At 45.7% G+C, this 13,178-nt stretch carries 11 protein-coding genes; 9 read left to right on the top strand and 2 right to left on the bottom strand.

Annotated elements, in window-relative coordinates:
- Nucleotides 1–10: 10 nt before the first annotated feature.
- The 8 genes from QK890_RS12280 to QK890_RS12245 all read left to right on the top strand — a co-directional run bounded on the left by QK890_RS12280 (nt 11) and on the right by QK890_RS12245 (nt 9,771).
- Nucleotides 11–442, top strand: a complete 432-nt coding sequence (locus QK890_RS12280) for a biotin/lipoyl-containing protein (protein WP_005780629.1) — start codon at nt 11–13, stop codon at nt 440–442.
- Between the two features lie 2 nt (nt 443–444).
- The gene (locus tag QK890_RS12275) at nt 445–1,605 is read left to right on the top strand and encodes a sodium ion-translocating decarboxylase subunit beta (protein WP_005780630.1); all 1,161 of its coding nucleotides are present in this window, start codon (nt 445–447) and stop codon (nt 1,603–1,605) included.
- A gap of 152 nt (nt 1,606–1,757) precedes the next feature.
- Nucleotides 1,758–3,092 carry a lipopolysaccharide assembly protein LapB gene (locus QK890_RS12270; RefSeq protein WP_032531667.1) on the top strand — a complete coding sequence of 445 codons (1,335 nt, stop codon included), beginning with the start codon at nt 1,758–1,760 and terminating at the stop codon, nt 3,090–3,092.
- Between the two features lie 20 nt (nt 3,093–3,112).
- Nucleotides 3,113–4,411, top strand: coding sequence for a tetratricopeptide repeat protein (locus QK890_RS12265; RefSeq protein ID WP_367627360.1), 1,299 nt, complete (start codon nt 3,113–3,115; stop codon nt 4,409–4,411).
- A 166-nt stretch (nt 4,412–4,577) separates the two neighbouring features.
- A complete protein-coding gene (locus tag QK890_RS12260) occupies nt 4,578–6,428 on the top strand; it encodes a glycoside hydrolase family 13 protein (protein ID WP_367627359.1) in 1,851 nt (616 codons plus the stop codon).
- A gap of 220 nt (nt 6,429–6,648) precedes the next feature.
- Nucleotides 6,649–7,089 carry a MarR family winged helix-turn-helix transcriptional regulator gene (locus QK890_RS12255; RefSeq protein ID WP_005780636.1) on the top strand — a complete coding sequence of 147 codons (441 nt, stop codon included), beginning with the start codon at nt 6,649–6,651 and terminating at the stop codon, nt 7,087–7,089.
- Between the two features lie 14 nt (nt 7,090–7,103).
- Complete coding sequence (locus QK890_RS12250) at nt 7,104–8,171, top strand: HlyD family secretion protein (protein WP_044301030.1); 1,068 nt, start codon at nt 7,104–7,106, stop codon at nt 8,169–8,171.
- Between the two features lie 4 nt (nt 8,172–8,175).
- On the top strand, nt 8,176–9,771 hold the full coding sequence (locus QK890_RS12245) for an MFS transporter (RefSeq protein ID WP_005780639.1): 1,596 nt from the start codon (nt 8,176–8,178) through the stop codon (nt 9,769–9,771).
- 485 nt (nt 9,772–10,256) lie between these two features.
- Here QK890_RS12245 and QK890_RS12240 read toward each other — a convergent pair whose 3' ends face one another.
- On the bottom strand, nt 10,257–11,261 hold the full coding sequence (locus QK890_RS12240) for a class II fructose-bisphosphate aldolase (protein ID WP_005780641.1): 1,005 nt from the start codon (nt 11,259–11,261) through the stop codon (nt 10,257–10,259).
- Between the two features lie 179 nt (nt 11,262–11,440).
- Nucleotides 11,441–12,460 (bottom strand): endonuclease, encoded by a 1,020-nt coding sequence (locus QK890_RS12235; protein ID WP_005780642.1) that lies wholly within the window; start codon nt 12,458–12,460, stop codon nt 11,441–11,443.
- Between the two features lie 362 nt (nt 12,461–12,822).
- Here QK890_RS12235 and QK890_RS12230 point away from each other — a divergent pair, with 362 nt between their 5' ends.
- The gene (locus tag QK890_RS12230) at nt 12,823–13,074 is read left to right on the top strand and encodes a type B 50S ribosomal protein L31 (protein ID WP_005780644.1); all 252 of its coding nucleotides are present in this window, start codon (nt 12,823–12,825) and stop codon (nt 13,072–13,074) included.
- The last annotated feature ends 104 nt before the right edge of the window (nt 13,075–13,178 follow it).

Raw genomic sequence — 13,178 nt, 5'->3', positions numbered from 1 at the left:
AAATGAAGCAATGAAACAATATAAATATAAAATCAACGGCAACCTTTACAACGTTACAGTGAACGATGTAGAAGATAACATAGCCAATGTTGAAGTAAACGGAACCTCTTACAAAGTAGAGTTGGATACTCCTGTCAAAGCTGCTCCGAAACCGGTTACCCGTCCGGCAGCCGCTCCGAAAACCGAATCGGGAGCTCCGGTAGTGACCAAACAGCCGACAGCTTCCAAGAGAGACGGCGTGAAATCTCCGCTGCCGGGTGTCATCCTCGACATCAAGGTGAAAGCAGGAGACACTGTCAAGAAAGGCCAGACTATCATCATCCTTGAGGCTATGAAGATGGAAAACAACATCAATGCCAATAAAGATGGAAAAGTAGCAGAAATTAAAGTTAATAAAGGAGATTCTGTACTTGAAGGTACAGACCTCGTAATCATTGAATAATTATGGGAGATTTCGTATCATTCTTAGGGAATAACCTTGTTGACTTCTGGGGATACACCGGTTTCGCAAACGCGACACCCGGACATCTTTTCATGTTGCTAATCGGTCTTTTCTTTATCTACCTTGCCGTAGCCAAAGAATTTGAACCGATGCTGCTGATCCCCATTGGCTTCGGTATTCTGATCGGTAATATTCCATTCAATATGGAAGCCGGATTAAAAGTGGGTATTTACGAAGAAGGTTCGGTACTGAACATCCTTTATCAAGGTGTAACCTCCGGTTGGTATCCGCCGCTTATTTTCTTAGGCATCGGGGCCATGACGGACTTCTCGGCACTGATCTCCAACCCCAAACTGATGCTGATCGGAGCTGCCGCACAGTTCGGTATCTTCGGTGCTTACATCATTGCCCTCCTCATCGGATTTGAGCCTAACCAAGCCGGTGCTATCGGTATCATCGGTGGTGCCGACGGACCGACGGCGATCTTCCTTTCGTCCAAACTGGCTCCGAACCTGATGGGTGCCATCGCCGTATCAGCCTATTCTTACATGGCACTGGTACCGGTGATACAACCACCTATCATGCGTGCGCTGACCACTAAACACGAACGCCTGATCCGCATGAAACCACCAAGAATCGTATCGCATACCGAAAAAGTGATTTTCCCCATCGTGGGTCTGTTGCTCACTTGCTTCCTGGTTCCGTCGGGTCTGCCTTTGCTGGGTATGCTGTTCTTTGGTAATTTATTGAAAGAAAGCGGTGTAACCCGTCGCTTGGCAAATACTGCCAGCGGTCCGTTGATCGATGTCATCACTATCCTGTTGGGACTGACTGTGGGAGCTTCTACACAAGCCTCACAATTCCTCACCTGGGATTCTATCCTGATCTTCATCCTCGGTGCATTCTCTTTCATCATTGCCACTACCTCGGGCGTCTTGTTTGTGAAGTTCTTCAATCTCTTCCTGAAGAAAGGCAACAAGATCAATCCGCTGATCGGTAATGCAGGTGTATCTGCCGTACCCGACTCGGCACGCATCTCACAGGTGGTCGGTTTGGAATACGATCCGACCAACTATCTGCTGATGCACGCTATGGGTCCGAACGTGGCGGGAGTAATCGGTTCAGCCGTAGCTGCCGGTATCCTGCTCGGATTCCTTATGTAGTTTAAAAGCTTTTTCATAAAATAGAACCGGGGCGTCTCTCTTTGCGAAAAGAGAGGCGCCTTGCATTTTACGTTAATCTATCTAAAAGACGTTACGAACCCTTCGTAGAAACGATATTTTTACTAACTTGCAGGCAATAAAACATACGTCCTATGAAAACAAAAGCTATGAAACCACTCATCTTTATCTTTTGCTTGTGTCTTAGCCCCATACTAACGGCACAGAACACGAATCAAAACAAGATTCAGGAAGCAATGGCAAACTATGATTACGAGACTGCCATTGAACTGATCAACAAAGAGAAGCCTACCATCCCGCTATTGATGCAGCAAGCCAAAGCCCTGAAAGGAATCGGCAACAACGCCGAGGCTCTCCGTGTCATCCGCCAAGTAATTACGGCAGATTCTACCAACCAACAGGCACACATCGAAGCCGCGGAATGTTGCAAAGCAATGGCTAAATATAACGATGCATTGGACTATTACCGGAAAACCATCACCTTGAATCCCAAGAACAAGTATGCCCGCTTGCAATTTATCAACTTGCTTTGCAATACGAAAAATTATGCCGAAGCTTTTGGAGAGAGCTCAATGATGTCCGAAACGGACAGTTCGGCCGTGGTACTCCACCTACAGGCACAGAGCCTTGAAGGAATGCAACAAATACTGCCTGCCATCGGCTGTTATGAAATCATTCAGGACAAATACCCGGACGACTATTTAGCAGCGGCCAAACTGGGAAATCTGAACATAGCGGCAGGATATCCCGAATACGCGATCAAAGCGACCGAACGCTACAGAGAACGGGATTCAACCAACCTGATCGTAAACCAGCAAAACGCACTTGCCTATTGTCGTGCCCAACAATACCCGATGGCCATCAAACGTTACGAAAATCTATGCCAGCAGGGAGACAGCAGTACACAAACTTTATACTATCTGGGAATCAGCTATTACGCAGATGAATATTATTATGAAGCACACGCATGCTTCAGCAAACTGTACAAAGATATGGAAGAAGATCCGAACTTGCTCTATTATCTGGGACGATGTTGCGCCAAGACTTCCTGGAAAAAGGAAGGCATAGAACATCTGGAGAAAGCCATCGAACTGACCATCCCCAAAGACAGTGCCATGATCCGTCTTTACAAAGGCTTGGTCGATTGCTGTAAACTGGCAAGAGACACACCCAAACAAATCCAAGCCCTCAAAGAGCTGTATAAATATGATAAGACGAACCATAAACTACTTTATGACATCGCCTGGAATTATTCATATCAGCTAAAAGACCACAAATCAACCGAACGTTATTTGCAGGCCTTCTTAAAGACCCGGAACAAAGACGCCAAAAAGGAGGAAGCCACCGCCGAAACAGGAGAACTCGTTCTGGGACTTGAAAACTACTACAACGCTGCCGATAAGTGGCTGAAGGACTTACAGAAAGAAAAATTCTTCAACGAGGGAATACCGGAACAAAGCCCGAAATAACAAAACCTATATTTACTCATATGAAATACCTCCTGATCCTCCTCTGTCTGGGCTTCAATGTAGCATTGTCCGCTCAGAACGTAACTTCTATCCAGGAAGCAATGGCAAACTATGACTACAAAACGGCCATCAGACTGATCGATGGAGAAACTGCTTCATCGCAATTATTGTTACAAAAAGCCAAGGCTTTAAAGGGATTGGGACACACTGCCGAAGCCTTGTCCACTTTACAACATATCATTTCCGAATTACCCGAAAACCAGCAGGCATTGATAGAAGCCGCTGAATGTTGCAGGCAACTGAGCAAGTACAACGAGGCCTTGGAATACTATCGGAAAGTTTTGAAGTTAAATTCGGAACATACTTACGCACACCTGCAATACACCCGTCTACTATACAACCAGCAACGATATGGAGATGCACTGCACGAAAGCGTCACATTGGCCAAAAAAGACAGTTCCGCTACCGTATTACGATTAATGGCAGAAAGTATGGAAGGACTTAACATGCCGATAGAAAGCATGTTATGTTACATTTCCATCATCAGAAAATATCCTTCCGACTATCTGTCTGTTGCCAGATTGGGCAGCATACTCAATACAATGCAGGATTATGAAGGGGCAATCTCCCTGACAGAAGGATATCGCCAAATGGATAGTACCAATGTAAAGGTAAACCGACAGAACGCCCTGGCTTATTGTCTGCACAAAGACTACCCCATGGCAATCAAACGTTATCAAGATCTGACAAGCCAGGGAGACAGTACCCTGCTGACATGTTATTATCTGGGGGTCAGCTATTATGCCACGAAAGAATACTTTAAAGCACGCGATTGGCTGCTTAAAGCAAAATCCCGCCAGTCCCCCAGCGCCAACCTGCTCTACTACTTGGGACGCTCCTGCTCCAAGACTTTATGGAAACAAGATGGGATTGAGTACCTGAATCAGGCCATCGACCAGACTATCCCCACCGACAGTATAATGGAACGTCTCTATTTCGGACTTGCGGATTGTTATAAAGAGGCCAAACAGACCCGCGAGCAGATAAAAGCAATCAAAGAACAATATAAGTATGCCCCCGACAGGCATATATTGCTTTATAACATGGCCTTTCTATCCGATAAACTCAAAGATACAAAAGCCACAGAGCGCTACTTGCAAGCTTTTTTACGAACAAAGTCCCAACAGAAGGCAATAGAGCTGCAACAAGATAGCGACGTCGAAGAAGAGGAGCCCGCACCTCGCATAGACTATTATAAAAGTGCCGCCAATAAACTGGAAAGTATCCGAAAGGAAAAATTCTTCAAAGGAGAAAAGTAGGTATCCAAAGTGGCTTTTGTGCACATTACAAATGCCCGATTCAGGTTTAAGCATCTCCTATGAAAACGTTTGCATAAATAGATGGCGGACAGTAAGGAAGAAAACAGGAACCAATCCGATGATTTATCCTATATTAGCAGCATCTAAATAATAACGAGCTAATATCATGAAAAAATTATTGTTCTTCTTAGGTTCTCTCTTACTTTCATTAAGTACTTATGCAGCCATGAACGTATCAAAAATCGATCCGCCCTTCTGGTTCACCGGCATGAACAATCCGGGACTCCAGTTAATGGTATACGGCGAAGGCATCGGCCAGGCATCCGTATCAGTAAACTATCCCGGAGTATCACTCAGCAGCGTCGTGAAGCTGGAAAGCAACAATTATCTGCTTGTCTATCTTCATCTCGATAAAGATGTTAAACCGGGGAAAATGCCTATTACATTCACTCTCGGAAAGAAAAAGCTGGTTAAGGATTACGAATTGAGAGCACGTAGCAAAGCAGGAGCCGACCACAAAGGCTTTGACGCATCGGATGCCCTATATCTGTTAATGCCGGATCGCTTTGCCAATGGAAACCCGGACAACGACCAGATAGAAGGCATGGCAGAATATAAAGTAGACCGCAATGACCCGAACGCCCGCCACGGCGGTGACCTCGCCGGTATTGAACAAAACCTGGACTACTTTACCGACCTGGGAGTGACCGCACTCTGGTTCACCCCGGTACTTGAGAACAATATGAAAGGCGGTTCGTACCACGGCTATGCCACGACCGATTATTACAAAGTAGACCCACGTTTCGGTACCAACGAAGAATATCGCTCGCTGATAGACAAAGCTCACAACCGGGGCATTAAAGTCGTAATGGATATGATCTTCAACCATTGCGGAGTAGAACACCCCTGGATCAAGGATATGCCTTCGAAGGACTGGTTCAACCACTCCGATTTTAAAGACAACTTCGTACAGACGTCTTACAAACTGACTCCTCACGTAGATCCGTACGCCTCACAGTATGACTTCGACCAGATGAATGACGGCTGGTTTGTGGAAGCCATGCCCGACTTGAACCAGAAGAACCCTCACGTATACAAATATCTCCTGCAAAACAGTTTGTGGTGGATTGAATATGCCGATATCGACGGCATCCGGATGGATACTTACCCGTATGCCGACTACGATGCCATGAGCAACTGGATGAAGGAACTGAATGAAGAATATCCCAACTATAACACGGTAGGCGAAACCTGGGTAACCGAACCTGCCTACACAGCCTGGTGGCAAAAAGATTCCAAACTCTCCGCACCACGCAACAGTAACCTGAAAACTGTGATGGACTTCAGTTTCTTCGACAAAATCAACACTGCCAAGAATGAAGAGACCGACACCTGGTTCAAAGGTCTGGATCGGGTATACAACAACTTTGTATACGATTATCTGTATCCCGATCCCGCATCCGTGCTGGCTTTCATAGAGAATCACGATACCGACCGCTTTCTGGGTGAAGGTGAAAATCTCGACATGCTGAAACAGGCCTCTACCCTTTTGCTGACCACCCGGCGCATTCCGCAGCTCTATTACGGAACCGAAGTCATGATGAACGGAGTAAAGAGCAAAAGCGACGGTTATGTCAGAAAAGATTTCCCCGGCGGATGGGCCAATGATAAAGAAAACGCTCTTACTCCGGAGGGACGTACCAAACTACAGAACGAAAGCTATAACTTCTACCGCAATCTGCTGAACTGGCGCAAAGGCAACGATGTGATTGCCAAAGGCAGCATGAAACAGTTCATGGTTCAGCACGGTGTATATGCCTATGCACGCGAATATAACGGAAAAACAGTATTTGTCCTGTTGAACGGTACGGATAAGGAGGTGAAACTCCCTCTAAAATATTACGCTGAAGTACTGAAAGATAAAACTCAAGGCAAAGACGTCATTAGCGGAAAAATGATAATGCTGAACGAGGAACTGACAATGGCTCCACGCCAGTCAATGGTCATAGAGCTTTAGCCCCGTTCACCCCAAAGCAGGCTCGGGGTGTCAAAAGTCTTTTTACCACGGAGTAACACAGAGTAGCACAGAGAATTTACACTAATAATCAACAACTTAACTCACCTCTGTATTACTCCGTGTTACTCCGTGGTGAATTTTGTCACGAATAATAATAGTCAAACATTTGACTATTATCGAAGAATATCGCTACCTTTGCACCGACTAAAAGAATACAACGATGACAAACAACGAATCGGCACGCGAGCTTATTCTACAAATCCTGCGAACCCGGATGGCTTTCCGTCAAACCCTTCAACGGGTGCTCAAACGGCACAACGTAGATATGACCTTCGAAATGCTGCAAGTAATGAATTGCCTGTGGAACGAACAAGGCATCAGCCAGCAGTCTCTGGCAGAGAAAACGGCAAAAGACAAAGCTTGCCTGACTAACCTGATCAATAACCTGGAGAAGAAGAATTGGGTGATACGGAAAGAAGATTCATCCGACCGGAGAAACCGGCTGATTTTTCTTACAGCACAGGGCGAGGAACTTGCCCTTACAGTGAAACCGCTGATCAACGATATCTATACCCAAACGGGAATAGAGATGGAGGTCAGCCGGATAAACGAATGTACCGAAGATTTAAAAAGACTGTACGAAGTTCTCAACGAAATCTAAAATCAACTCAGGCCATGTCCACCCATCAAGCGAAACAAAAAGAATTAAGAAAGCTGAAGCACAGAAACATCTTTCTCAACACGGTATGCATATTATTAGCACTGGCAGGTATCTCGTGGACAGTAAACTATTTCTGGAAATATGCCCGCTACGAAATAACCAATGATGCCGTAGTGGACCAATACATCGCTCCGCTCAACATCCGGATACCGGGATATATCAAAGAAGTACGTTTCACCGAGCACCAGTATGTACATGCCGGCGACACGCTCCTGATTCTGGATGACCGTGAATACCGGATCCGACTCAAAGATGCGGAAGCCGCTTTGATGGATGCCTTAGGCTCCAGAGAGGTTTTGAACTCGGGCATCCGGACCTCAGGGGTGAACATTGCCGTACAGGACGCCAACATAGCCGAAACCCAAGCACGGCTTTCACAGCAGGAAGCCGAATTGAACCGATACACCCGGCTCCTGAAAAAACAGGCCATCAGCCAACAGGACTACGAACTGGCAAAAGCAAATTTTGAAGCGACCCGGGCACGTTACAATGCCCTCCTGCGCCAGAAAGAAGCCGCCCAATCGCAGTACTCTGAAACCAGTAAACGCAGTACCAGTGCCGAAGCCAATATCCTCCGTAAAGAGGCCGAAGTGGATATGGCTAAACTGAACCTGTCATATACCGTCGTCACCGCACCTTATGACGGATACATGGGACGGCGCACCCTTGAACCGGGACAGTTCGTACAAGGGGGACAGACTCTCTCGTACTTGGTACGAGGCAATGATAAATGGGTAACTGCCAACTATAAAGAGACTCAGATAGCCCACATCTACATCGGACAAAAGGTTCGCATTAAAGTAGATGCTTTCAGCGGCCGGACTTTTCATGGAACCGTCACGGCCATTTCCGAAGCTACCGGGTCAAAATACTCCCTGGTGCCTACCGACAATTCGGCCGGGAACTTTGTCAAAGTACAGCAGCGCATTCCTGTCCGCATTGACCTCAACGATGCCTCACCCAAAGAGATGGAATGCCTCCGTGCCGGAATGATGGTAGAAACGGAGGCGGTCCGCCCATAAGCCTATGGTAAAGCTCAACCTCCCTACCCGCCCCTGGGTGCCCCAATGGTTGGGCATCGTAACGATGTTCATCGTCATTTTTCCCATCACCCTGCTCAACGGAGCTTACACAGGCAGTATGATCGAAGTGTCGAACACGCTGGGAGTGATGAGTGAAGATATCACGATGGCCTATTATTCAGCTTCGGTGGGGATGGCTGTAGCCTACCCCATCGTACCGAAAATACGTGCTATAGCCACTTCGAAGACCTTGTTGCTCACAGACTTATTGCTACAGGTTTTCTTCAGCCTGATCTGTGCACAGACAGGCAGCATGGACGTCATCATGGGATGCTGTTTCTTCATGGGATTCCTCAAAGGTTTCGTCATGCTCGAGTTCATCATCCTGATCCGTCCACTTTTCAGTCCCAAAAACATACGAAGTGAATTTTACGCCTACTTCTATCCCATTGTCTTCTCCGGAGGACAGTTGTCAATGGCTATCACGGCACAATTGGCCTATCATTATCAATGGCAGCACATGTACTATTTCGTCACCATCCTTCTACTGGTTGCCATTCTGTTTGTATTGTGTTTTTTCCGTTACGCACAACGCCCCGTCCACATCCCGTTCAAGGAGATGGACGGAAAGAGCATGTTCATCATTGCCTCTGCCTATCTGCTGACACTCTATACCTTCACTTATGGCAAAACACTCGACTGGTTCGCATCCCCTAAAATAAGAGTATACGTATTCATCATCCCTCTCCTGATAGCTCTTTTCATCTACCGGCAACGGACACAGCCGAAGCCTTTCGTCAGTCTGAAACCACTTACTCTGCATAAATCCATCATCGGATACGGCTTCATGGTACTCGCCATGTTTCTGACAGCCACCAGTTCACTGGTGACCAACTACATGAACAGTATTATCCGGGTAGACAGCATTCACGCCAATTCACTCAGCCTGTGGCTGTTGCCCGGCTATGTCGTGGGAGCGATTATTTGTTTCTGGTGGTTCCGATGGCAACGGTGGCGGTTTCGCTTTCTGATTTCAGGCGGCATGTTCTGTTACGTCATTTATCTGGCAATTCTCTACTTTGGCATAACCCCGTATGGCACTTACGAAATGCTCTACCTCCCTATTTTATTCCGGGGAGTGGGCATGATGGTCCTGTTTATCGCATTCGGCGTTTTTGTCGTCGAAGATTTAGACCCGCGCCTGACACTGTCCAACGCTTTCTTCCTGATTTCCTTCCGGTCGGCACTGGCACCGGTCCTGTCGGCCTCGTTTTTCAATAACATGCTCTATTATCTTCAGGTGAAAGGCATGAATGTTCTTTCGGAAAATATGACGCTGACCAATCCAATAGCCGAACAGAAATATAACCAGGCACTGAACAGCGCCCTGGCACAGGGGCACGAATTCAGCGAAGCCGGCCAGTTGGCAACCAACAGCCTGTACTCCACTTTGCAACAGCAATCTCTGTTACTGGCACTGAAAACACTGATCGGTTATGTGCTGATACTGGCACTGGTGGTTGCAGTCGTTGCAGCTTTTATCCCTTTCCATAAGACATTGAAAGTGGCTGTCGTAAAGACGGGAGACGATATGGTATAACGAACGAGGAAATAATAAAGATTCATCCGGCAAATATGTAGTTTGACAACCGTCCCGATAAATTTGATAATCAACAGATTATATTTACCAATATTTTTCTTTCAATGTAAATCCATTTATCCCGGTATGTAAAGACATTATCTCCGGTATGTAAAGGCTTTTATCCCGGCATGTAAAACCATTTACCCCGGTACGTAAAACCATTTATCCCGGCATGTAAAACTTTGATAAGCCAGTCCCGGAAACCCGGTGAATTTGATTATTCACCACAGAAGAGAATAACCTCTCACAGAAGAGAATTTCTCTCCGGAACCTTTCATAAACAAAAGATGAAAACTCTGTGCCTTCTGTACCCCTTCGTAGTGAATCAAAACCCGAACCGGATGGCAACCGGATTTTCGGACCGGCCTAAAAAAAGCCACTCAATCGCTTGAGTGGCCTTCCAAAAATGTAAATTAAATAAACATGAACAACATCATGTTTTTTTATTCAGCCAACTTATTGTCTGAACCCAGCACATTGATGATTTTGTGCTTGTAGAGTTTTTCCATGTTGTCGCGAGCCGGTCCCAGGTATTTACGTGGGTCGAACTCAGCCGGTTTTTCTGCAAATACCTTACGGATAGCAGCAGTCATAGCCAAACGAGAGTCTGAATCGATGTTGATTTTGCAAACAGCAGAAGCAGCAGCTTTACGCAACTCGTCTTCAGGAATACCGATAGCAGCTTTCAGCGCACCACCAAATTGGTTAATGGTTGCAACTTCTTCTTCAGGAACTGAAGATGATCCGTGAAGAACGATAGGGAATCCCGGAAGTTCTTTCATTACGCCATCCAATACGTTGAATGCCAACGGAGGAGGAACCATACGGCCAGTTTTCGGATCGATGTGGCACTGTTCCGGAGTAAATTTATAAGCACCGTGAGAAGTACCGATAGAGATAGCCAATGAATCGCAACCTGTTTTAGTTACGAAATCAACTACTTCATCCGGTTCAGTATATGTGTGGTGGTCTGAAGAAACTTCATCTTCTACACCGGCCAATACGCCGAGTTCACCTTCTACAGTTACATCGAACTGGTGAGCGTAGTCAACAACTTTCTTAGTCAGAGCAACGTTTTCATCATAAGGAAGGTGAGAACCGTCGATCATTACAGAAGAGAAGCCTGAGTCGATACAGCTTTTGCAAGTTTCGAAAGTATCTCCGTGGTCGAGGTGCAAAACGATTTCAGGTTTTTTGCAGCCCAATTCTTTTGCATATTCTACAGCACCCTGAGCCATGTAACGCAACAGTGTAGCGTTAGCATACTGACGAGCACCTTTTGATACCTGCAAAATAACCGGAGACTTAGTTTCTACAGCAGCCTTGATGATAGCCTGCATCTGTTCCATATTGTTGAAGTTGAATGCAGGGATTGCATATCCACCCTTGATAGCCTTAGCAAACATATCTCTAGTGTTTACCAGACCTAAATCTTTGTAATTAACCATTTTGTTTAAAAGTTTATTGTTAGTGAATCAAAAATTCTACGCAAAAGTAAGAATAATCCTTTGAATAGAGAAACCGTCGGACGGAAATATCCGCCCGACGGGTGCAATTCAATCCTATTTCAATTTATTTCCCATCCTTTAAGAGCCGTTTGTAATGTCTACGTAGCAAATAAAGGGTTTTATTGTTTCCTCATATATATTATGGTAGGCAAGTGGTCACTGTAACCGTCCAACCATACCTTACCGCCGTAGGTGCGCAACGGTGAACCCTTGTATCTGCCCTCCTGCTGGAACAGGTATTCACGCAGAAAGACTTCGTTATGATCATATTTCAGTCCTTTTGCAGCCTGAAGCAGACTGGGTGAAATAATAATCTGATCGAACAGATTCCATTTGCCGCGATACAGCAAAGTGCCGACTCCTTTATCTTCCAGCGTCACCCACCAAGGATTATAGAGGTCATCCTCCGTCATATCTTCGACGTGTTTCTTAGCTCCCAGCACGGCAAGGCTCTGATCCATCGGGTCGTCGTTAAGATCACCCATAATAATCAGTTTCAGGTCTTTGTCCGAACGCATTAACGAATCCTTCAATGCCTTCACCTGCATGGCGGCATGCATACGCACAGGCTCTTCCGCCCCACGGGATGGCCAATGGTTTACAATCATACATACCTTATCGCCTGCCAGTTCACCACCGACGATCAGGAATCCACGGGTCTTGTGAATCGTATCTCCTTCGAACGGAGTGGAAAGAACCAATGCCGTCGTACGGGGAGTAAACTGTTTGGGATCATACAGCAACGCACAGTCGATTCCCCGTTTATCGGGTCCTTCGTAATGTATGTAGCGATAACCTCCCGCAGCCATTTCCGGTTGGCGAATCAGGTCTTCAAGTACATTCCGGTTTTCAACCTCGGCCACCCCAATGGCGGCAGGTCCGGCAGGTACTTTATCGCGCGATAGTTCACCCAGCACTTTGGACAGTTTTTTCAGTTTGGAGTGATACTTCTCCGAGTTCCATCCCTTAGCAGCATCCGGCAGATATTCATAATCGTTTTTTCCGGCATCGTGAATGGTATCAAACAGGTTTTCAAGATTGTAAAAGGCAACGCTGTACAGCCCGTCTTTGTGCTCCTGCGCACGGACACCGACAGACAGCAAAACTAAAAAGCCGAATGCAATAATCAGTTTCTTCATAATTTTGTTTTAAGTTTGATTCACCACAGAGCAACACAGAGCCTTAAGTTCTTGTTATCAGGATATTGGAAAGAAGAAAAAATCTCTATAAAACTCTGTGTTGCCCTGTGGTGAATTTAGTTCATTTCTTAACTATTTAATGTCCTTTTGGGATTTCAAACCAGCGGGACCTTGACTTTAAACCAACGGATTTTCTCCGTCAACCCTGCAAAAGTCTTAAAAAAAAGCGAGAATACGACTTTTTTTCCGAAACTTTTTTCCTAAGAAACAAAAAAGCATTATCTTTGCGCTCTGAAAAATGACCATTACACTATTCTTACCAAATAGTAAACGATATAATAATTTAAAAAACAAATATTGAAATGAAAAAAGGTCTTCATCCTGAATCATACCGTCCGGTAGTATTCAAAGATATGTCAAACGGTGATATGTTTTTGTCTAAATCAACTGTGGCAACTAAAGAGACCATCGAATTCGAAGGTGAAACTTATCCGTTGCTGAAAGTCGAAATCTCAAGCACTTCTCACCCGTTCTACACAGGTAAATCTACATTGGTAGATACAGCCGGACGTGTTGACAAGTTCATGAGCCGTTACGGTAACCGTAAGAAATAATCAAACGGACTTCCGATTGATAAAAATAAGCTGCCTCCTTTGCGGAGGCAGCTTATTTTTTTTGCCCGTTAGCTACCTTTCAAGGATAATTATCCAAACAACGA

The sequence above is a fragment of the Bacteroides sp. NGMCC 1.200775 genome (assembly GCF_040798045.1).
Taxonomy (GTDB): domain Bacteria; phylum Bacteroidota; class Bacteroidia; order Bacteroidales; family Bacteroidaceae; genus Bacteroides; species Bacteroides hominis.
Note: the sequence above shows the minus strand (reverse complement) of the source record. Positions and strands in the feature narration are given on the sequence as shown.